This is a genomic window from Nitrospirillum bahiense, assembly GCF_007828025.1.
GTDB classification, from domain to species: Bacteria; Pseudomonadota; Alphaproteobacteria; order Azospirillales; family Azospirillaceae; genus Nitrospirillum; species Nitrospirillum amazonense.
Genome location: NZ_VITO01000004.1, coordinates 314,458 through 334,870 on the forward strand (window position 1 = coordinate 314,458; position 20,413 = coordinate 334,870).

The 20,413-nt window shown below is 66.5% G+C and carries 22 protein-coding genes; 13 read left to right on the forward strand and 9 right to left on the reverse strand.

All coding sequences use genetic code 11. From position 1 onward, the window contains the following. Window positions 1-101: 101 nt before the first annotated feature. From hfq to FBZ88_RS08295, 6 genes are all read left to right on the forward strand, one after another. Entirely contained in the window at window positions 102-350 is a 249-nt protein-coding gene (hfq, locus tag FBZ88_RS08270) for an RNA chaperone Hfq (protein WP_040843434.1), read from the forward strand. Window positions 351-462: 112 nt separating this feature from the next. Further along, window positions 463-1,842, forward strand: coding sequence for a GTPase HflX (gene hflX / locus FBZ88_RS08275; protein WP_484213845.1), 1,380 nt, complete (start codon window positions 463-465; stop codon window positions 1,840-1,842). A gap of 129 nt (window positions 1,843-1,971) precedes the next feature. Next, window positions 1,972-2,259, forward strand: coding sequence for a co-chaperone GroES (locus tag FBZ88_RS08280; protein WP_145616338.1), 288 nt, complete (start codon window positions 1,972-1,974; stop codon window positions 2,257-2,259). Between the two features lie 157 nt (window positions 2,260-2,416). Beyond that, complete coding sequence (groL, locus tag FBZ88_RS08285) at window positions 2,417-4,075, forward strand: chaperonin GroEL (RefSeq protein WP_145616341.1); 1,659 nt, start codon at window positions 2,417-2,419, stop codon at window positions 4,073-4,075. A 165-nt stretch (window positions 4,076-4,240) separates the two neighbouring features. Next, window positions 4,241-5,092 carry an inositol monophosphatase family protein gene (locus tag FBZ88_RS08290; RefSeq protein WP_186464277.1) on the forward strand — a complete coding sequence of 284 codons (852 nt, stop codon included), beginning with the start codon at window positions 4,241-4,243 and terminating at the stop codon, window positions 5,090-5,092. Window positions 5,093-5,181: 89 nt separating this feature from the next. Next, the gene (locus FBZ88_RS08295) at window positions 5,182-6,198 is read left to right on the forward strand and encodes a hypothetical protein (protein WP_145616343.1); all 1,017 of its coding nucleotides are present in this window, start codon (window positions 5,182-5,184) and stop codon (window positions 6,196-6,198) included. Here FBZ88_RS08295 and FBZ88_RS31510 read toward each other — a convergent pair. Together FBZ88_RS31510 and FBZ88_RS08305 are read right to left on the reverse strand one after the other, a co-directional pair. Then, on the reverse strand, window positions 6,193-6,486 hold the full coding sequence (locus FBZ88_RS31510; RefSeq protein WP_145616345.1) for a type II toxin-antitoxin system RelE/ParE family toxin: 294 nt from the start codon (window positions 6,484-6,486) through the stop codon (window positions 6,193-6,195). The two genes, FBZ88_RS08295 and FBZ88_RS31510, sit on opposite strands and share 6 nt — an antisense overlap. Further along, window positions 6,483-6,734 (reverse strand): type II toxin-antitoxin system ParD family antitoxin, encoded by a 252-nt coding sequence (locus FBZ88_RS08305; protein WP_040846196.1) that lies wholly within the window; start codon window positions 6,732-6,734, stop codon window positions 6,483-6,485. Before FBZ88_RS08305 ends, FBZ88_RS31510 begins: the two co-directional genes overlap by 4 nt. A gap of 162 nt (window positions 6,735-6,896) precedes the next feature. On the opposite strand from FBZ88_RS08305, the gene FBZ88_RS08310 reads away from it, so the two are divergent. Continuing rightward, complete coding sequence (locus FBZ88_RS08310) at window positions 6,897-9,317, forward strand: S9 family peptidase (RefSeq protein WP_246138562.1); 2,421 nt, start codon at window positions 6,897-6,899, stop codon at window positions 9,315-9,317. Here the strand turns inward: FBZ88_RS08310 and FBZ88_RS08315 are convergent. After that, window positions 9,301-10,002, reverse strand: coding sequence for a glycosyltransferase family 32 protein (locus tag FBZ88_RS08315; protein ID WP_145616347.1), 702 nt, complete (start codon window positions 10,000-10,002; stop codon window positions 9,301-9,303). The genes FBZ88_RS08310 and FBZ88_RS08315 overlap by 17 nt on opposite strands. Before the next feature lie 3 nt (window positions 10,003-10,005). Continuing rightward, window positions 10,006-10,806, reverse strand: a complete 801-nt coding sequence (locus FBZ88_RS08320) for a glycosyltransferase (protein ID WP_145616349.1) — start codon at window positions 10,804-10,806, stop codon at window positions 10,006-10,008. 357 nt (window positions 10,807-11,163) lie between these two features. Here FBZ88_RS08320 and FBZ88_RS08325 point away from each other — a divergent pair, with 357 nt between their 5' ends. Both FBZ88_RS08325 and FBZ88_RS08330 read left to right on the forward strand, forming a co-directional pair. After that, window positions 11,164-12,189 carry an alpha/beta fold hydrolase gene (locus tag FBZ88_RS08325; protein ID WP_186464278.1) on the forward strand — a complete coding sequence of 342 codons (1,026 nt, stop codon included), beginning with the start codon at window positions 11,164-11,166 and terminating at the stop codon, window positions 12,187-12,189. Next, window positions 12,186-12,638, forward strand: coding sequence for a DUF6265 family protein (locus FBZ88_RS08330; RefSeq protein WP_145616353.1), 453 nt, complete (start codon window positions 12,186-12,188; stop codon window positions 12,636-12,638). The genes FBZ88_RS08325 and FBZ88_RS08330 overlap by 4 nt, the downstream gene beginning before the upstream one ends. Window positions 12,639-12,791: 153 nt before the next feature. Here the strand turns inward: FBZ88_RS08330 and FBZ88_RS08335 are convergent, their stop codons facing one another. The 3 genes from FBZ88_RS08335 to FBZ88_RS08345 form a co-directional block, all read right to left on the reverse strand. After that, window positions 12,792-13,568, reverse strand: coding sequence for an SDR family NAD(P)-dependent oxidoreductase (locus FBZ88_RS08335; RefSeq protein WP_145616355.1), 777 nt, complete (start codon window positions 13,566-13,568; stop codon window positions 12,792-12,794). Between the two features lie 12 nt (window positions 13,569-13,580). Continuing rightward, window positions 13,581-14,417 carry a nucleoside triphosphate pyrophosphohydrolase gene (gene mazG, locus FBZ88_RS08340; protein WP_145616357.1) on the reverse strand — a complete coding sequence of 279 codons (837 nt, stop codon included), beginning with the start codon at window positions 14,415-14,417 and terminating at the stop codon, window positions 13,581-13,583. A 94-nt stretch (window positions 14,418-14,511) separates the two neighbouring features. Next, window positions 14,512-15,351 (reverse strand): isopenicillin N synthase family dioxygenase, encoded by an 840-nt coding sequence (locus FBZ88_RS08345; RefSeq protein ID WP_145616358.1) that lies wholly within the window; start codon window positions 15,349-15,351, stop codon window positions 14,512-14,514. Between the two features lie 257 nt (window positions 15,352-15,608). Here FBZ88_RS08345 and FBZ88_RS08350 point away from each other — a divergent pair, with 257 nt between their 5' ends. Further along, a complete protein-coding gene (locus FBZ88_RS08350; protein WP_145616360.1) occupies window positions 15,609-16,151 on the forward strand; it encodes a hypothetical protein in 543 nt (180 codons plus the stop codon). 3 nt (window positions 16,152-16,154) lie between these two features. On the opposite strand, the gene FBZ88_RS08355 is transcribed toward FBZ88_RS08350, so the two are convergent. Further along, on the reverse strand, window positions 16,155-16,502 hold the full coding sequence (locus tag FBZ88_RS08355) for a TfoX/Sxy family protein (protein WP_145616362.1): 348 nt from the start codon (window positions 16,500-16,502) through the stop codon (window positions 16,155-16,157). Between the two features lie 100 nt (window positions 16,503-16,602). On the opposite strand from FBZ88_RS08355, the gene FBZ88_RS08360 reads away from it, so the two are divergent. From FBZ88_RS08360 to FBZ88_RS08370, 3 genes are all read left to right on the forward strand, one after another. After that, a complete protein-coding gene (locus tag FBZ88_RS08360) occupies window positions 16,603-17,040 on the forward strand; it encodes an EamA family transporter (RefSeq protein WP_145616364.1) in 438 nt (145 codons plus the stop codon). 78 nt (window positions 17,041-17,118) lie between these two features. Continuing rightward, the gene (locus tag FBZ88_RS08365; protein WP_145616365.1) at window positions 17,119-18,396 is read left to right on the forward strand and encodes a hypothetical protein; all 1,278 of its coding nucleotides are present in this window, start codon (window positions 17,119-17,121) and stop codon (window positions 18,394-18,396) included. Between the two features lie 115 nt (window positions 18,397-18,511). Next, a complete protein-coding gene (locus FBZ88_RS08370) occupies window positions 18,512-19,774 on the forward strand; it encodes a hypothetical protein (RefSeq protein ID WP_145616366.1) in 1,263 nt (420 codons plus the stop codon). 53 nt (window positions 19,775-19,827) lie between these two features. On the opposite strand, the gene FBZ88_RS08375 is transcribed toward FBZ88_RS08370, so the two are convergent. Next, on the reverse strand, window positions 19,828-20,409 hold the full coding sequence (locus FBZ88_RS08375) for a YdeI/OmpD-associated family protein (protein WP_145616368.1): 582 nt from the start codon (window positions 20,407-20,409) through the stop codon (window positions 19,828-19,830). Between the last annotated feature and the right edge of the window lie 4 nt (window positions 20,410-20,413).

Here is a 20,413-nt window from a genome sequence, read left to right on the forward strand (position 1 = left end):
TGTGCCCGGGGCCGCCGGCACTTTCACGCACGGCTCCATAACCGCCGGAAAGGCAACCCCGGGCGCTCCATAGAGGGCCCCAATAAAGAGCGAGGCATGCAATGTCCGAAAAGTCGCAAAACGTTCAGGACGTGTTTCTGAACCACGTGCGGAAGAACAAGACCCCTGTGACGGTCTTCCTCGTCAACGGCGTGAAGCTGCAAGGCATCATCACCTGGTTCGACAATTTCTCGGTGCTGCTGCGCCGCGACGCCCATTCGCAGCTGGTCTACAAGCATGCGATTTCGACCGTGATGCCGGCCCACCCCATCCAGTTGTTCGAATCGGCCAAGGAAGGCGACCACGATTGATGAGTGTAAACAGTCGGCGGCCCCCCGTCAGGGGATGGTCCGGCCGGTTGACGGGAAGGATGGCGGCGCTGTGACGGATCGTCCGGCGGATGAGCCCGCCCTGCTTCCTTCCCTGAATCCCGAAGGGTCGCCGGAGGCGCCGCCGGCGGAGAAATCCGCCCGGCGCGCCCTGGTGATCCACCCCATCCTGCGCGAAGAACTCGATGACAAACGTCCACCGGAGTCGCGGCTGGAAGAGGCCGTTGGCCTGACCGCCGCGATCGAGTTGGACGTGGTGGCGGCGGAGTGCGTGCGCGTCACCCGGCCCAAGCCCGCCACCCTGCTGGGCGGCGGCTACCTGGAAGAGGCGGCCAAGCGCGTCGCCGATCTGGGTATCGGCCTCGTCGTCGTCGACCACGCGCTGTCGCCTGTGCAACAGCGCAACCTCGAACGCGACCTCAAGACCAAGGTCATCGACCGCACCGGCCTGATCCTGGAGATTTTCGGGGCGCGTGCGCGTACCCGTGAAGGCCAGTTGCAGGTGGAACTGGCGGCGCTGACCTACCAGCGCTCGCGCCTGGTGCGGTCCTGGACCCATCTGGAACGCCAGCGCGGCGGCTTCGGCTTCCTGGGCGGCCCTGGTGAAAGCCAGTTGGAGATGGATCGCCGCCTCATCGGCGACCGCATCATCAAGCTGAAGGCGGAACTGGAGGAGGTGCGGCGCACCCGCGGCCTGCACCGCAAGGCGCGGGAGCGCGTGCCTTATCCCGTGGTGGCGCTGGTCGGCTATACCAACGCCGGCAAGTCCACGCTGTTCAACCGCATGGCGCGGGCCGACGTGTTCGCCAAGGACCTGCTGTTCGCCACGCTGGACCCCACCATGCGGTCCATCGTGCTGCCATCGGGGCGCAAGATCATCCTGTCGGACACGGTGGGCTTCATCTCCGACCTGCCGCACCATCTGGTGGAGGCGTTCCGCGCCACCCTGGAAGAGGTGCTGGCCGCCGACATCATCCTGCACGTGCGCGACGCCGCCCATCCGGACAGCGAGGCGCAGAAGCGGGACGTGGAGACGGTGCTGGCTGAGCTGGGTATCGAGGCAGAGACCGATCCCCGGGTGGTCGAGGTCCTGAACAAGATCGACAAGCTGCCACCCCTGGACCGCGAGACCCTGATGCGCCAGAGCCGCCGGCCGGATGGCCTGGTGGCCGTGTCGGCCCTGACCGGCGACGGGCTGGAAAGCCTGTTCAACGTCCTGGACCGCCGCATGGTGGCGGGCCGCGACGTGGTCAAGGTCAGCGTGCCGGTCAGCGACGGCGCCGCCATGGCTTGGCTCTACGCCAAGGGCGAGGTGACGGAGCGTGAGGACGACGACGACAACGCCCACCTGACGGTGGCGCTGGAGCCGGCGGACGTGGCCCGTTTCCGCGACCGTTTTCCCGCCTGTTCCGTGACCGAGACCCCGCCGCTTGCCGAACGGGTTGCCCCGGACAGGCAGGCCCAGGCGTCCTGACCCCCACCATTCGTACCGCGCCCGCGCATCCGCGCTTCCAGCCGCTGCGGCGGCTGGGGTAAGGTGCCGGCCACCCGACGCCGGTCCGCTTCAAGAGAAGGGGCCGGCGCCTATTCCTGGAGGTTCCAAATGAGTTTCAGGCCCCTGCACGACCGTGTGGTGATCCGGCCCATCGAGCAGGATCAGAAGACCGCCGGCGGCATCATCATCCCCGACACCGTCAAGGAAAAGCCCCAGCAGGGTGAAGTCCTGGCCGTGGGCAGCGGCGCCCGCAATGAGAAGGGCGAGATCGTCGCCCTGTCCGTGAAGGCCGGCGACAAGGTGCTGTACGGCAAGTGGTCCGGCACCGAGGCCAAGATCGACGGCAAGGACGTGCTGATCATGCGCGAGTCCGACCTGCTCGGCGTTCTCGAATAACACCGCAAAATCAGCGGCTGAGCTTGTCTCAGCCGTAGCCCGCGACTGCGGGCGCCGGAGATTTCTGGGGAGCCGCAGGCGGACTGGAAATCGAGGATAGCCAAGGCCACGAATGTGGCCGCCCGGCGCCTGAGGGAAAACGAAAAAGGAATTAAAAATGGCTGCCAAGGACGTGAAGTTCAACACGGATGCCCGCGACCGCATGCTGCGCGGCGTGGACATCCTGGCCGACGCCGTGAAGGTGACCCTGGGCCCCAAGGGCCGCAACGTGGTACTGGACAAGAGCTACGGCGCGCCGCGCATCACCAAGGACGGCGTCAGCGTCGCCAAGGAGATCGAGCTGGCCGACAAGTTCGAGAATATGGGCGCCCAGATGGTGCGCGAAGTGGCCTCGAAGACCAACGACGTCGCCGGTGACGGCACCACCACCGCCACCGTGCTGGCCCAGGCCATCGTGCGCGAAGGCGTGAAGGCCGTGGCCGCCGGCATGAACCCGATGGACGTGAAGCGCGGCATCGACCTGGCCGTGACCGCCATCGTCGACGACCTGAAGGGCCAGTCGCGCAAGGTCTCCACCTCCGGTGAGATCGCCCAGGTCGGCACCATCTCCGCCAACGGCGAGGCCGAGATCGGCGAGATGATCGCCAAGGCCATGGACAAGGTCGGCAACGAGGGCGTCATCACGGTGGAAGAGGCCAAGAGCTTCGACACCGAGCTGGAAGTCGTCGAGGGCATGCAGTTCGACCGCGGCTACCTGTCGCCCTACTTCGTGACCAACGCGGAGAAGATGACGGCCGAGCTGGAAAGCCCCTACATCCTGCTGCACGAGAAGAAGCTGGGCAGCCTGCAGCCCCTGCTGCCGGTTCTGGAGGCTGTCGTGCAGAGCAGCCGCCCGCTGCTGATCGTGTCGGAAGACGTGGAAGGCGAGGCGCTGGCCACCCTGGTGGTGAACAAGCTGCGCGGCGGCCTGAAGATCGCCGCCGTGAAGGCCCCGGGCTTCGGCGACCGCCGCAAGGCGATGCTGGAAGACATGGCCATCCTGACCGGCGGCCAGGTCATCTCCGAAGACCTGGGCATCAAGCTTGAGAACGTGTCGCTGGACATGCTGGGCACCGCCAAGAAGGTGGTGATCACGAAGGACGCGACCACGATCGTGGACGGCGTCGGCGCCAAGGCCGACATCGAGGCGCGCATCGGCCAGATCAAGGCGCAGATCGAGGAGACCACCTCGGACTACGACCGTGAGAAGCTGCAGGAGCGTCTGGCGAAGCTGGCGGGCGGCGTTGCCGTCATCCGCGTCGGCGGCGCCACCGAGGTCGAGGTGAAGGAGCGCAAGGACCGCGTTGACGACGCCATGCACGCCACCCGCGCCGCGGTGGAAGAGGGCGTGGTGGCCGGCGGCGGCACCGCCCTGCTGCGCGCCACCCGGTCGCTGGCCAATGTGAAGCCGGTGAACGACGACCAGCGCGTGGGCGTGGACATCATCCGCAAGGCCCTGCAGTCGCCGGTCCGTCAGATCGCCTTCAACGCCGGCACCGACGGTTCCATCGTCGTCGGCAAGCTGCTGGACAACAACGACGTGGCCTTCGGCTACAACGCCCAGACCGGTGAGTTCGGTGACATGTTCGCCTTCGGCGTCATCGACCCGACCAAGGTGGTCCGTACCGCCCTGCAGCATGCCGCCTCCGTGTCTGGCCTGCTGATCACCACCGAGGCGATGGTCGCCGAGAAGCCCGAGCCCAAGTCGGCCCTGCCGGAAGGTGGCATGGGCGGCGGTATGGGTGGCATGGGCGGCATGGGTGGCATGGGCTTCTAAGCCCTTGCGTCATCCCGACGCCCGGCTTTCCGGCCTGGTTTGAAGGAAGGGATCGCCTGCTGGTTCGTCCAGGGGGCGGTCCCTTTCTTTTTGGGGCTTTATGGTTTGGCCTATCGATTCTATTCCTAGGGGGCACGACCGCCGCCGCCAACCATAGATGTCCCCATGACCGCGCCCCTGCCTGCGACCGACATCCCCGCCATCGATGTGGCCGTTGTCGACGCCCTCATTCGTTCCGTGGCCGAAACGGAAATCCTGCCCCGCTTCCAGCACCTGGACGGCGGCGATATCCGGGAGAAGGGACCGGGTGACCTGGTGACCGTGGCGGACGAGGCCTCGGAACGGGCGCTGACCGCCCGGCTGACGGCGCTTTTGCCCGGCAGCACCGTGGTGGGGGAAGAGGCCGTTTCGGCTGACCCCGCCGTGCTGGATCGCCTGCTGGGCGCGGATCCCGTCTGGATCGTCGACCCCATCGACGGCACCGCCAACTTCGTGGCCGGCAAGCCGCGCTTCGGCGTCATCGTCGCCCTGGCCGCCCATGGCCGCACCGTGGCCGGCTGGATCCACGACCCCGTGGGGCGGCGCACTGTGCGCGGCCGGTTGGGCCAGGGCGCCTGGCTGGTGGGGGCTGACGCCGTCGAGGCCGGCACCCGCTGCGTCGCCCTCCCGCCCGTGGCGGTGGAACAGATGCGCGGCATCGCCAACATCCGCTTCTTCGACAGCGACATGCGTCGCCAGCTGACCCAGCGGCGGGAGCGGGTGGCGGAGGCCTACACCCAGCGCTGTTCCGCCCACGACTACCTGGACCTGCTGACCGGCCAGGCGCACTTCAGCCTGAACAACATGATTAAGCCCTGGGACCACGCGGCAGGCGCGTTACTGTTTGCCGAGGCCGGCGGCCACGCGGCCAAGCTGGACGCCAGCCCGTACAATCCCGCCGACCGTACCGGCGGCCTGCTGATGGGCCCCGACCCCGACAGCTGGCGGGCGTTGTATTCAGCGTTGTTCGATGCGTGATCGATGGGTCGCAGCCACCAGGCTATCCGACCCGGCATGTCGATCATGATATCCTGGGCCGGATATTCCGACTGGAAGGCGCTGCGATCATGACGTCTCGAGCCCTCTTTCCGGCGGTCGCCCCGTTTCTGCGGCTGGCGCCCGTTCCTGTCATCGCCGTGGCCTCGCTGGCCATTCGCACGCCATGGGCGACGGCGCACGCCGACCTGGCGGCCCTGCTGTTCCTGTGGATCACGGCGGACAGCTTGGCCACCGGCCTGATCGTGGCGGAGCGGATGCGTTTAGGCCGGCCGCCGGCGGCGCGGGTGGTGTTGGCCGCCATCGCCCTGGGCTTGGTCAGTGGGGTGCTTGGACTGACACCGCCCTTGCGGTCAGCCCTGGCGGGCATGCCCTGGGTTGTCGCCGTGGGCACCGCCTTGGTTGGCGGGCACCTTCTCTATGGGGTGGCCGGGGCCTGGGCCGTGTTGCGCCGGCCCGGTGTGACGAAGCTGGAGGCCGCCGTCGCTTGCCTTGTTCCACCACCGCTCGCCCAGCTTGTGGCCAAGGAATTGGCGTTGCTGCATCTGGCCTTGTTTCGCTGGCGCTCGCCGCCGGACGTGCCGCCGGGCTGCCAAGCCTACAGCTACCATCGCGACCTGACGCCCCTGATGGGGGGCCTGCTGGCGGCCCAGGTCATGGAAATCGTGGTGGTGGATGTGGCGCTGGGCATCCATCACCGCACGGCGGCGCTGATTCTATTCGCCGTGGGGGATATCGGCTTCATCTATCTGCTGGGGCTGACCAAGTCCCTTCGCCTGCGTCCCGTATTGCTGACGCCGCAGGGCGTTCGAATACGCTTTGGCCTCCTGGTCGATCGGCTGATCCCCTATGACGCCATCGCCCACGTCGGCACCGCCGACGGTCTGGAACGGCGTGGGGCGGAGAACCTCAGCCGGCTGGTTGCACCCAATGTGGCGCTGACCCTGGCGGTGCCGGAGGCGCGCCGTCGCTTCCTGCGGTCCGCCCGGACCGTGACCAGGTTGGCCTTCGCCGTCGATGAGCCCCGGGATTTCATTGGCGCTGTGCGGGAACGGCTATCTGGAGCCGAATGCCAATCGTCCCTATAAATGACGTTTAACGTCCATCCGTTCATGCAGGACACGGACAACTTCAATGCCGGTGGCTGTGGTCCTGTAGAATAGAAGATGGGAGCCGGCTGGGTATTTGTAATAGCCGGGCCGCACCTCCCCACAAGGCCGACCGAGGTCCGGCTGGGCCGCGAGCATCCTGAGATGATGCCAAAGCTGACGCAGATATGTTTCGGCTTGGCCTACGCCCCACCGCGCTTCCGTATAGTCCCAGATGGCTTCCAGGTCCTTCAGGGCGGCGGGCCTGAGCCGATAGCTGCCTGTCATCGATCCGATGGCCGGGAGGTCCGCTTGCGTGCGATGAAATCTTCAAAGTCGAAGTCTGTCGCAGGACCGCTCTCTTCGCCTTCGATCAATGCCGAGCGTAGAGCGGCCAGCTTGGTTTCGTGTTCTTCAAGAAGGCGGAGACCGGCGCGGACCACGTCATTGGCCGTATCGTAACGGCCTTCGCTGACCTGCTCCTCGACGAACTTGGCATAGTGGGGGTCGAGGCTGACGGATGTGCCCTTGCTCATGGTGGACCCTTTCACACACACATCTCAGTGTACCAATTTTTGCGACGGCTTGGTTGGTGAAATGGACCTTGGCCGCCTGACGGCTGTGGCCCGTACTCAAAAATTCCTTGAATAGGATATTGTATAAATTCTTAATATGGCTCCGATATTGGGGAGCCCTTCATGCGCCGTCGTTCGTTTATCGCCGCCCTGCCTGCTGCCGCGGCGGCGGCCCGCGCCATAGGCGCCCGTGCGGCGGTGGAAACGGCCGGGCCAGCCGCGCCGTTTCCCGCAGGGGCTGGACCGGCTCCCGCCGCCGGGCCGGTGCCGACGGAGACGGATTACGAGCGCGCGCTGTCCCTGCGCGACCGCTGGATCGGCATGACGGAGAATGTGGCCTGGCCCGCCCGTTGGGTGGGCAAAAGCGGGCGCCTGCTGTACCGCAAGACCGTGCCGGGCGGTTTCCAGTTCACAATGGTCGATGCCACCACCCTGCGGAAGGAGCCAGCCTTCGATCATGACAGGCTAGCGGCGGAGTTCAGCAAAGCCGCCGGGCAAAGCTTCAGCGGTCTGCATCTGCCGTTCGAGCGCGCGCGATTCAGTGAGGATGGCCAGACCCTGACCTTCGAGTGGGAGGAGGCGGAATGGTCCTGCCGGCTGTCGGACTATTCCTGCAAGCGGGAGCCGGAGGAGGGCGGCCGCCGGCCCCGGGGCTTCGGCGTGGTGCGCGACCTGACCCAGCAGGGCGGCAACGGCCCCAAGGCCTCGCCCGACGGACGGTGGGAGGCGCTGATCCTGAACCAGAACCTGGCGCTGCGCGAGGTTGCCACCGGTACCGTGACGCCGCTGAGCACCGATGGCAGCGAGGGCGATTTCTATGATGGCGAGACCATCGCCTGGTCGCCGGATTCGCGGAAGCTGATCCTGTACCGGGTGCGGCCAGGGTACCGGCGCGAGGTCCACAAGGTGGAGTCCTCGCCCAAGGACCAGATCGAGCCCAAGCTGCACACGCAGCTCTACCCCAAGCCGGGTGACGCCGTGGATCAGGAACAGCCGGTGCTGTTCCATGTGCCCGGCACCGGCGCGCCCGGTCGCAAGCTGGATATCGACGCGGCCCTGTTCCCCAACCCCTACCTGATGACGGATTTCGAGTGGCGGGCCGACAGCGCCACCGTGGTGTTCGAATATACCCGCCGGGGCCACCAGATGGTGCGGGTGATCGAGATCGATGCCGCCACCGGCACCCCGCGCGCCGTGGTGACGGAGACGGCCGCCACCTTCGTGAACAACGAGCGCCGCTTCCGCCATGACGTGAATAAGGGCGGCGCCGAGGTCATCTGGCTATCGGAACGGGATGGCTGGAGCCACCTCTATCTCATCGACGGCCGCACGGGGAAGGTGAAGACCCAGATCACCAAGGGCGACTGGGTGGTGCGGCACGTGACCAAGGTGGACGATGAGCGCCGCCAGATCTACTTCGCCGCCAACGGCATGCGCCCGGGTGAGGACCCATACTTCCAGCATTTCTACCGCGTGGATTTCGACGGTCGGAACCTGGTGCCGCTGACCACCGCCGATGCCTATCACGACGTCAGCCTGTCCGATGATCTGGTCTATTACGTCGACACCTATTCGCGCGTCGACATGGCCCCGGTCATGGAACTGCGCCGCACGTCCGACCGGTCGCTGGTGGCGGAGGTCGAACGCGGTGACATCAGCCGCCTGCTGGCCGCCGGTTTCCGCCCGCCGGAGGTGTTCAAGGCCAAGGGCCGCGATGGCAAGACGGACATTTGGGGCGTCATCGTCCGTCCCCTGGGCTTCGATCCCGCCCGGCGCTATCCGGTCATCGAGAATATCTATGCCGGGCCGCACGACAGCTTCGTGCCCAAGACCTTCTGGCCCTTCGGCTTCCATTCCGGCGGCGACAAGGTCATCGGCATGCAGGCGCAAGCGGAGATGGGCTTTGTCGTCGCCCAGATCGACGGCATGGGCACCATGAACCGGTCCAAGGCCTTCCACGACGTGTGCTGGAAGAACCTGAAGGACTCAGGCTTCCCCGACCGCATCAGATGGTGGCAGGCCGCCGCTGCGCAGTACCCGCAACTGGACATTGCCCGCGTGGGCATCTACGGCGGTTCCGCCGGCGGGCAGAGTTCGCTGGCCGCCCTGCTGTTCTTCGGTGACTTCTACAAGGCCGCGTTCTGCTACGCCGGCTGCCATGACAACCGCATGGATAAGATCAGCTGGAACGAGCAATGGATGGGCTGGCCGGTGGATGAGAGCTACGCCCAGTCGTCCAACGTCGACAACGCCCACCGGCTGACGGGCCAGGTGGCCCTGGTGGTGGGCGAGTTGGACGACAATGTCGATCCGTCGTCCACCATGCAGGTGGTGAATGCCCTCATCAAGGCGGACAAGACTTTCGATTTGCTGGTGGTGCCGGGCGAGGGGCATTCCGCCGGCCGCTCCACCGGGCCCGTCCGCTATGCCTTGCGTAAGCAGTACGGGTTTTTCCTGAAGGCACTGGGCGGTGCCGATGCCCCCGATTGGAACGCCCGCGCCAGCACGGCGGCCGCCGTGCCGCCAGCTAACGGTAACGGATGAAGCTGGGCTGAAGGGGCGCCTGCAGGATCTGCCCCCGGAACTCGTAAACCAGGGGGTGGAAAATGTCGCCCAGCAGTTCCGTCCACTTCAGCGGGTAGGGTGACGGCGTGCCGTCCGGCAGCAGGATGCCCTGGCGGTCCAGCGGGTGGATCGCCGGGTGGCGCCGCAATTCCGGCAGCTTCCGGTCCAGCAACGCCTCCGTCCGTGCCAGCCAGGCGGCGGTCAGGGGCGTGCCCTTGCGGAAGATGAAGGCGCAGAGGCCGATGAGGTCGGCATAGGACCGCCGCAGCTCGTCGCCCAGCGGTCCCTCGACAGGGGCGACGCCGTTGGCCAGCTCCTGATAGCCCAGGGCCAGCTTGTCCGACTGGGCCAACTGGTCGAAGAACGGGCCCCAGGCTTTCGATGTGGTCTTGATGTCGGTGTAGCCGCCACCGTAGTGGTGCATGAGATAGCAGCGCAGATAGTCCGCCTTGTGCGTGGCACTGAGGTGGGGCCAAGCGGGGTGCAGCGGATGGTCGGGCTTCACCCAGTCGCCCAGCGTGTCCCGGTTCAGGAAGGCGACGGCGCAGCCGGTGGTGCGGAAGATGGTCCACAGCGCCCGCAGGCGGTCGTCCGACATCGCCTCATGTCCCGTCCATAGGCAGAACAGGGTGCGGTTCTTTAGCGCGTCCAGGTCGTGCGGCACGGGTCACACCATCTCGGGCGTGACGGGGATGTTGAAGCTGTTCAGCAAGGCGGCGCGCCGCTGGCCCAGCTCGGCGTCGGGCGCCTTGTGGCGGCGGTAGACATAGAGGTAGTCGAACACGGCATTGTAGTCGTGGGACTGCTGGCTGACGCCGCGCCGCTCGGATTCCGCCCCGCTGTCCTTGAAGATGCGGGCGCCGATGACCGGCACGTGCTGGGCCTTCTGCCGGGCATAGACCGCCAACATGAATTCCCAATCCTCGTACGCCCGCATGTGCACGTCGAACTTCAGCCCTGCCAGCAGGGCACGGGGGAAGGCGAAGCAGCAGACCGGGATCTGGTTCTTCAGGTAGATCTCATCGGTCAGGCGGCCGGCCATATCGACGCCGCCCTCCGACAGGATGGCGGCGTCCGCGCCCCGGCGCTCGTTCACGATGGCGAAGTTGAAATAGACGGGCAGGCCCTGGCGCACCGCCGGCTGGTCCTTCAAGGCGGCCAGGAAGCCCTCATACCAGGCGTCGTCATCATCCAGGAAGAGGATGTAACTGCCCTTGGCCAGGCTCAGGCCCATGTTGCGGCTGGCGGAGGGGCCAGGCGCTCCATTGCGGCGGACGTACATGTCGGCGGGGGTCAGCAGCTCGGCGCAGACGGCGTCGGTGTCGCCGTCGGTGGTGTCGGAGACCACCAGGATTTCCACCCCGCCCACGCCCTCGCGCTGGGCGTTGATGGACGCCAGCGTCCGGCGCAGCAGGCCGGCCCGCTTGTGCGTGGGCACGATGACGGAAAAGAACGGCAGCTCGGCCATCAGGCCCCCCGACCCGGAGTGAAGACGGCCCGCACCTGGGACCCTGGCGCCAGTCTCTCAGACTGGCGTGGGGATGCCAAGGCGCGCCTGATCACTTATCGGTTTAGGCCGTGAACTCATAAATCCGCTTGGCGTTTGATCTTTCGACGCAGGAACCCGGTGAAAGGTTCTTCAACCAGATCAAAACAGTTGCGTGGCATCGCAACGCCCTACGATAAACGACCCGAACTTCCTGGCTGCCGTTAAGCCCGGCGCGGTCAGAGTTTGGTGCCAGTGTTTATGAGTCCAGGCCCTAGTTTTACATGCGACGTCTGGGCAGTTCTCGCTTTGATGCCGTGCAACGCTTCGGGGGGAAGCATGAAAGCCATTGTTGGCGCCGCCATAGGACTGGGCCTCGCTGGCCTTACGGTCAATGCGCGCGCGCAAGTCATCAAGGATGTACCGGTGGTCGAGGCGATGGCCGACTACGTCGCGCCCGAGGGCCTAGTTCCTGTCGACGGCGCGCGGCGTGTCCATCTCCGGTGTTTAGGACAGGGCTCGCCCACCGTGGTGTTCACGGCGGGCCTGGGCGGGTGGTCGGCCACCTGGGCCAAGGTGCAGCCCGAGGTTGCCAAGGTGACGCGCGCTTGCGCCTGGGATCGTGCGGGCTTCGGGCTCAGCGACGCCGACGCCAAGGCACCACAGACCGTTGGCCAGACCACCGACGATCTCGAGCGCGCCTTGAAGGTCGCGGGCGTGAAGGGGCCGTTTGTGCTGGTTGGCCATTCAGCCGGAGCGCACGAGGTCCTGACCTTTACCGATCGTCATCCGCGCGATGTCGTCGGGATCGTCCTGGTCGATCCGGTGCGGCCTCACGATCTCGCGCGTGAAGCCGGCGTCGGCCCCAAGGCCGCCGCCGCAGATCGGGCCTATCTCGCCGGCGAGGCTCAGCGACTGCGCGATTGCGCGAGCGGCGTGGAGAGCGGACGCGTCAAGACCGGCGCGCCGGCATCGCCGTGCTTTATCTATTTCCCGGAAATTCCGGAAAAGACGCAGTCGGTTCTGGCCCGTCTCGATGCCGATCCCGCACGGCTGCGCACCCAAGCTTCGGCTTTCGAGGAGTATGAGCCCAATGGAGAACGCGTCGTGAAGAATGACAGGACCTATGGCGATCTGCCCCTGATCGTGGTCAGCGCGGGTGAACCAGGTCTGTGGGCCCCGGAAGCCAAGGAGGAATATCCGGCACTGCAGGCGGACTGGGCTGACAGCCACAAGGCGCTGGCTGAGCTTTCCCGGCGTGGAGAGCGGCGCGTGGCCGACGGTTCGGGACATCTGGTCCAACTGAACCAGCCCCAGGCTGTTATCGACGCGGTTCTCGACGTTGTTCGCGCGGTGTCGAAGTGAGAGCGCCCCTCATCGCCGCGGTCGCCGCGTTGCTAGCTTCGCCCGCGCTTGCGCAGGACACTGATCCGCTGGCCTGGTTCAATGGCCGCTGGTGCACGGAGGCGGGTAAGCCGGAGCAGACCTGTGAAGTCTGGGGGCCCGCGCTTGGCGGGGTCAAGGTCGGGACCTCGCAGACCGTTCATGATGGAAAAAGCCGCACGATCGAACTTGTCACGATCGCGGTGGACGGGCCCAAAGCCCAGGTGAACGTTTTCGTGAATGGCCGCGCACCGATACCATTTACCGAGACTGCCCGCGAACCCTCGGGCATGACGTTCGAAAACCCCGCGAACAGCTACCCGCAGCGCATCCACTATTGGCGCGTCGGCGACGTCATCCATGTCGAGATCATGAAGATCGATGGCAGCGCGCTCGATCAATGGAGCTATCGCCTTCAGCAAGACCGCTAGGTCGCCGCTCCAGCACTGGAACAGCGGTATGAGATTTTTCTCATACCGCTGTAGGACGCGACCGCGTCCGCCGGACCTTTCCGCAGAACGTGGTGCAGCGGAAAGGAATGAGGCCCAGCCCGCGGAAGCGGGCGCCCGGCGCTTGAGCGAGCGCTATTTCTTGAACCGGTGGACAGCCAGGCCGGCGGGCGCCTGCACCGTGGGCATGATTTCCACGCGGTTGACGTTGAAGTGCGGGGGCAGGGTGGCGGCCCAGGTCACCGACTCCGCCACGTCTTCCGCCGTCAGCGGCGTGGTGTCGGCATAGACCTTGGCGGCCTTCTCGGCGTCGCCCTTGAAGCGCACCAGGCTGAAGCTGGTCTCCACCATGCCCGGCTCCACCGAGGTGACGCGCACGCCGGTGCCCAGCAGGTCCGCCCGCAGGCTGAGGCTGAACTGGGTGACGAAGGCCTTGGAGGCGCAATAGACATGGCCACCGGGGTAGGGGTAGCTGCCGGCGGTGGAACTGAGGTTGATGATGTGGCCGCGCCCCCGCTCCACCATCCCCGGCAGGATCAGGCCGGTCATGATCGCCAACGCCTTGTCGTTGGTATCGACCATGATCTCCCAGTCGTCCAGGTTGGCCTTCTGCGCGGGTTCCATGCCCAGGGCCAGGCCGGCGTTGTTGATCAGCAGGTCGATCTCGGCGAAGTCCGCCGGGATGCTGGCCACCGCCGCCTCCATGGCCTTGCGGTCGCGCACGTCGAAGGCCAGGGTGTGGGTGGGCACGTCCAGGCTGTCGGCCAGCGCCTTCAGCTTCTCCGTATTGCGGCCGGTCAGGATGAGGCGGCTGCCCAGGGCCGCGAAGCGGCGGGCGAAGGCGGTGCCGAAGTCACCGGTAGCCCCGGAGATCAGGACGATGCCGGGGATGTGGGGCGGGGCGTAACTCATCAGACTGCCTCCTTATTTGCTTTGGCGTTCCAGGCCCTTGGCCTTCTGCCACAGGGCTTCCATCTCTTCCAAGGTCGCGTCACCGGGCCCCCGGCCACCCTCGGCCAGCCAGGCCTCGATCTGGCGGAAGCGCCGTTCGAACTTGGCATTGGTGCCGCGCAGCGCTGTTTCCGGGTCGACGTCGATATGGCGGGCCAGGTTGGCCAGCGCGAACACCAGGTCGCCCAGCTCATCCTGCATGCGGGCCTGTTCGGGGGCGGCATGCTCCATCTCCGCCCGCAGCTCGCCGATCTCTTCCTCGATCTTGTCCAGGATCTCCTTGGCCTGGGTCCAGTCGAAGCCTACGCGGGCGGCGCGCTTCTGCAGCTTCACCGCCCGGGTCAGGGCGGGCAGGCCGCTGATGACGCCGTCGAGGGCGGAGGCCTTGGCGCCGCTGGCGGCGGCCTTGGCCGCGCGCTCCCCCGCCTTCTGGGCTTCCCAGTTCCTCACCTGGTCGGTGGCGTCGGCCACGGCGCCGACCTCTTCACCGAACACATGGGGGTGGCGGCGCACCATCTTGTCGCTCAGCGCCGTGGTGATGTCATTGAAGTCCCACAGGCCCCGCTCGCTGGCCATCTGGGCGTAGAACACCACCTGGAACAGCAGGTCGCCCAATTCCTCCTTCAACGCCGCCATGTCGCCCTGCTCGATGGCGTCGGCCACCTCATACGCCTCCTCGATGGTGTGCGGGGCGATGGTGGGGAAGTCCTGTTCCAGATCCCAGGGGCAGCCGCCGTCGGGATCGCGCAGCTTGGCCATGATGGCCAACAGGCGGTCGATGGGGGCGGTCGCGGACGGGCGGTCGGTCATGGGCTGGTCCCGGAAAGGCGAAAGGGGAGCCGGATGGCCCCCCTTCCTACACCGAACCATGCGCCCGAGGCCACCGGCCCGGCGGCATGCGACATCACTTCTTCAGGCCGATCTCGCGCAGCCGCTGGTCCAGGTATTCCCCCGCGGTGTAGGCGTCGCTGAGACGCACGTCCGGCCGGGGGTGCAGGAACATGGGCATGGAATAGCGCGAGACGTTGTGCTCCGGCGGCGGGTTCACCACGCGGTGGGTGGTCGCCGGGAAGTAGCCGCCGGACGCCTCCTTCAGCATGTCGCCGCCGTTGACGGCGATCATGCCGGCGTCGCAGGGCACGTCGTGCCAGTTGCCGGCGGTGTCCTTGGCCTGCAGGCCGGGCTCACTGCCCGTGACCAGCAGGGTGATGAGGTTGATGTCCTCATGGGCCGCGGCGCGCACGGCACCCGGCTCGAAGCCGTCCGCCAGGGGCGGGTAGTGCAGCACGCGGAACAGGCTCTGCGTGCTGCCCACCATCATGTCCGGCAGGGCGACGGAGAACTTCGCCTTCACCGCGTCCGGCGTGTGCTGTTGCAGCCAGCCCAGCAGGTCGGCGCCCAGCTGGGTCAGGGCCGCGTACATGGCCTCGGTCGCTTCCTTCACACCCGCCGGCAGGGGCCGGTTGGGATAGACGTGATAGAATTCCTTCAGGTCCTTGATGGGGCTGTCCTTGGCGTTTTCCGAGCGGAAGGGGAAATAGCCGTCCTGCGTCTCGGGCGAGAACAGGTGGTCCATCTTGGATTCCGACGCGAAGAACGCCGCCCATTCCTGATACAGGCGGTCAATCAAGGCCGGATCGATGGGGTGGTTGCGCAGCACGGCGAAGCCGGTCTCGTGCATGGAACGCACGAACTCGGCCGGGGCCGTGGACTCGGTGCAATCAACACTGGCGATATCGAACATGGGTGTTCCCTGATGGCGCCCGTCCGCCTCCAACGCTCCGCACGAAAGCGGGGAGGTTTGCGGACGCCGTTACATCCGCCCCCGGGCCGCGGGCCAGGGACTGTTTTAAGGATCAAGGCCGGCCGCGGGCAGCCATGTCGAATTTCGGCGACTATCAGCAGGCGGGCGGTCCGCCGTCAACCACGCAGATGTTGGAGAGTGTTTCCGTTTTTTGCAGGGGTATGGTGAAGTTGCAGCACCCCGTCCGGAGGTCCCCCATGCGCCTATTCCTGGCCGCCGCCCTGATGCTGGCCTCCACCGCCGCCCTGGCGCAGCAGAACCCGCCCAGCCCCAACCCGCCCACCTTGGCGCCCGTCCTGGCACCGCTGGGCTTCCTGCTTGGGGACTGGAGCGGCGGGGGCAACACGGCGGACGGCGGCACGGCGCGCGGCACCTCCACCATCCGGGCTGTTGCCGGCGGCGGCGGGCTGCTGCGTCAGGACCACACCGACCTGATGGGCAAGGATGGCAAGCCGGTGCCGGGCGCCGGCTTCGACCAGGTCATGCTGATCTACCCGCAGGACGGCACCCTGCATGCCGACTACCTGGATGGACAGCACACCATCCACTACACCAGCGCCCAGGTGGTGGCGGGCGAAAGCGTCACCTTCCTGGCCGAGGCGACGCCCGCCACACCGGGCTTTCGCCTGGGCTATACCAGGCTGGGTGCAACCACCCTGCACGTGAAGTTCGAGATGCTGCCCCCCGGCGCCCCCGGCTACATGACGGTGGCCGAGGGCGACGTGAAGCGGCGCAAATAGGCCTCAGGCCTTCTTCTTCCGGGCCGGTGCCTGGGCGGCTTGGGTGGCCGCCTTGTGCACCCAGTCGCGCAAGGCCGGTGCATCGGCCAGCAGGCCGTCCGGCACCACGACGTAGGTCTTGCTGACCGGCTGGTCCGGCCCATACTGCAACGGCTTGGCGCCCGGCAAGGCCAGCAGCGCTGCCTGCTCCGCCCCCGCCAGCTTCAGCGCCAGCCCGACATCGGAAAGCGAGGCGACGGGCTTGCCCCCGGCATAGGCCAGGATGCCGCCGAACATGGGCTTGTAGGTCAGTTCCAGACCCGGCGCCGCCGTCGCCATGATGGTCTGAAGTTTCTTGGGGTCGTGCGCCATGAGGGTCCCTGTTGTTAGGCTGGTAACGGGGAATTTAGCATCCCCGGCATGACAGGTGCTGGCAGGATGGTGGCCCCACCCCGGCGAAGGTGCTCCCGTCATGAACTCCCCCCAACTGACCTGGCAATTCTGGGCCGTGTTGTCGGCCCTGTTCGCGGCGCTGACCGCCATCCTGGCCAAGGTGGGGGTGGAGGGGGTGAACTCCGACTTCGCCACCCTGGTACGCACGGCGGTGATCCTGCTGGTTATCGCGGCCCTGCTGCCCATCACCGGGCAGTGGCAGCCGCCGGGCAGCGTGTCGGCCCGCAGCTATCTGTTCCTGGTGCTGTCAGGCCTCGCCACCGGCGGATCCTGGCTCTGTTATTTCCGGGCGCTCAAGCTGGGGGAGGCGGCGCGGGTGGCCCCCATCGACAAGATGAGCGTGGTGCTGGTGGCACTGTTCGGCGTGCTGTTCCTGGGCGAAAGGCTCAGCCTGCCCAACTGGCTGGGCGTGGCCTTCATCGCTTTGGGCGCGGTGTTGGTGGCCTGGCGGGGGTGACGCCGGTAAAGGTTTCTTAATAGCTTCGGCACCATCCTGCAGTGATAGAATCAAAATATTTTCAACGGGGGGTGGTTGATGGATGGGCTGGAGCTGGAACAGTCGAGCGAGCAGCTCCTGGCGGCGGCACCCAAGCTGCGCGCCATTTTCCGCGCGCAGAATCAAGCCTGTGCCGGCAGCCTTCACATGGTCGGGCTGGATAGCCTGCGCGAGCGGTTGGGGACCCGCTGGCCGCGGGTGGCGGACCGTGTGCACATGTTGGCGGAACGCCTGCTGGGGCAGCTGCTGACGCCCAAGGATACCTGGTTCCGCCATGGGGAGGAGGGTTACATCGTCGTCTTCGCCCAGCTGGGCAAGCGCGAGGCCGGCTTGGTATGCGCCAAGGTGGTGGAGCAGTTGCAGCGTCTTTTGCTGGGCGATGTCGACACCGCCGCCGTGCACGTGCATTCCGCCGTCCATCAGGTCGGCCGCGAGTTGCTGTTCCAAAGCAACAGCCTGAACGAAATGCTGGCGGGCGCCGCCACGCTGGCGGCGGATTCCACTGCGGCTGAGACGGCGGTGGAGACCGGCAAGGCGAATGCATGGTGGACCCATGCCGCCTTGCAGGAGCAGCCGGCGCAGGTCGTCTACCGGCCCATCTGGGATGTGCGCAAGGAAGTGCTGTCGATCTACATGGCGCGCATCATGCGGCCACGCCGGGGGCGGCAGCCCTTATGGGGCTATGACTGCATCGCCGACTCCCAGGACATGCAGCAGATTCTGGCGCTGGATATGGAGGTGCTGCGGCAGACCATGGAAGTGTATGGGGAGTTGTATGCGAACCAGTTCCGCTGCTTCCTGTCGGTGCCGGTCCATTTCGAGACGCTGGCCAGCGTGGGGCGGCGGCGGGAATACCTGTCCGCCCTCCAGGCCATTCCCCGGGAGCTGCGGGCCTTCCTGGCCTTCCACCTTGTGGGTTTCCCGCAGGGGATCCCCGCCAGCCGCGCGGCCGAGATGGTCGCCTTCCTGAAGCAGTTCAGCCGGGTGGTCACGGCCATAGTGGAAAACGGCTCTCAGGATTTGCCTGCCCTGGCCGCGGCAGGCGTCTATATTTCCATCATACTGCTGCCGCCGGGCGCCTCGCCCAAGCATTGGGGGATCGACCTCAAGCGCTTCTCGCACGAAGCTTCCCGCCTGCGCATGCGGGCGGGCATCGAAGGCGTGGATACCGCCGCCATGGCGTCCTGTGCCGATGAAGCCGGCTTTCACTACATGGCCGGCGACTTTATCGGCCCCTGGTCCGAGGTTCCGGAAAACGCCCTGCGCTTCACCCGCACCGACCTCCGGGCCCGCATGGATGCGGGCCGGAAGGGCTGACGCTCTCCACCCCCGTCATCGCGGGGCGCAGGATGTGCTTCGGTGACAAACCTTTCTTAACCACCCGACCGGCAATCTGAAGCCCTAGGGATGGGGAGTTTTGGGATTGTCGGTCATGGATGGTTTGGTTCAGCGGGAGCAGACAGGACAGTTCACGGAAGCGGCGCCCAAGCTGCGCGCCATTTTCCAGGCCCAGACCCAGGCCGCTGCGGGCAGCCTGCACATGGTGGGGCTGGACAGTCTGCGCGCGCGGCTGGGGAACCGCTGGCCGCGGGTGGCGGACAGGGTGCACATGCTGGCGGAACGCCTGTTGCGGCAGCTGTTGAGTCCCAGGGACGCCTGGTTCCGGCATGGGGAGGAGGGCTATATCGTCGTCTTCCACCAGCTGGGCCGGACAGAGGCGGGCCTGGTCTGCGCCAAGGTGGTGGAGCAGCTGCAGCGCCTGTTGCTGGGCGATGTCGATACGGCCGCCGTGCGCGTCCATTCCGCCGTGCATGAGATGGATGGGGAGTTGCTGTTCCAGAGCAGCAGCCTGCATGAAATGCTGGCGGGCGCCGCCTCGCTGGCGGGGGCCGCGGTCGCGGCGGAGACCAGCGCCGACAAGGCCAATCCCTGGTGGGCCCATGCCGCCCCGCAGGAAGAGCCGGTGCAGGTCGTCTACCGTCCCATCTGGGATGTGCGCAAGGAGGTGCTGTCCATTTACCTCGCCCGGGCCATGCGGCCCCGCCGGGGGCGCCTGCCGCTCTGGGGCTACGACTGCGCCGCCGACCCGCAGGACATGCAGCAAATACTGGGCCTGGACCTGGACGTGCTGCGCCAGAGCATGGAGGTCTATGGCGAACTGTACCGCAACCAGTTCCGCTGTTTCCTGTCGGTGCCGGTGCATTTCGAGACGCTGGCCGGCATAGCCCGGCGGCGTGAATATCTGGCGGCCTTGCAGGCCATTCCGAAGGAACTGGTGGCGTTCCTGGCCTTCCATGTCGTGGGCTTCCCCCAAGGGGTGCCGGTCAGCCGGGCGACGGAGATGGTGGCGTTCCTGAAACAGTTCAGCCGGGTGGTCATCGCCGTGGTGGAGAGCGGCTGCCAGGATCTGCCGGCCCTGGCGGCGGCCGGCATCTACATCGTCACCATGCTGCTGCCGCCCGGCGCCTCGCCCAAGCGCTGGGGGCCGGAGCTGTCACGCTTCTCCCACGAGGCGTTGCGCCTGCGCGTGCACGCGGGCGTGGAGGGCGTGGACACCAGCCTGATGGCCTCTTACGCCGATGGCGCCGGCTTCCACTACATGGCCGGTGACTTCATCGGCCCGTGGTCGGAGGTGCCGGAGAACGCGCTGCGCTTCACCCACGCCGACCTGCGCGCCCGCATCGTCGCCGACTGATTGCGATCGTCGCGTGCTACACGGTTCAGGTGATGCCACCTGAACCGACCACGCTAGTCGTCCAGCCCTTTGCCGGCCAGGATCAGGGGCGCACATTTCTCGAGGCGCGCCAACCGGGTCTTGGCCTGCTTGGCGGAAGAAAGGTGCAGCAGATAGCCCCGCTGCCGGCCGGGCGTCAGCGCCTCGAACGCCGCCTTCAGCGCTGGATCGCTGTCCAGCCGGCTTTGGAGTTCCTCGGGCACGGCGAATTCCCTGGTCGGCTTGAAGTCCACCTTCAGGCCCGCCTTTTCCACGGCGATGGCTTCCAGGATGTAGGCCTTCAGCGTCGGCGCCAGCTGGGCGATCTCACCACTGTTGGTGAAGCGGATCTGGCGGCCGGCCTGCACGTTCTCCGTCTGCTGGATCAGGATGCCATTAGGATCTTTCATGAGCGCACCCTTGAAGAACAGCAGGGCGCAGTACTCCTTGAAGCCGTGGATCAGGACGATGTTGGCGCCGTCCGAGGTATAGCAGGGGTGGCCCCACTTGAAGTCCTCCACCAGCGGGCAATCCAGCGCGATGGCCCGCAGCTTGGCGATTTCCTCGCGCCATTTGCCGGCCTTCTCCACATAGGCGTCGACCTTGGGATGGGTCATGCGG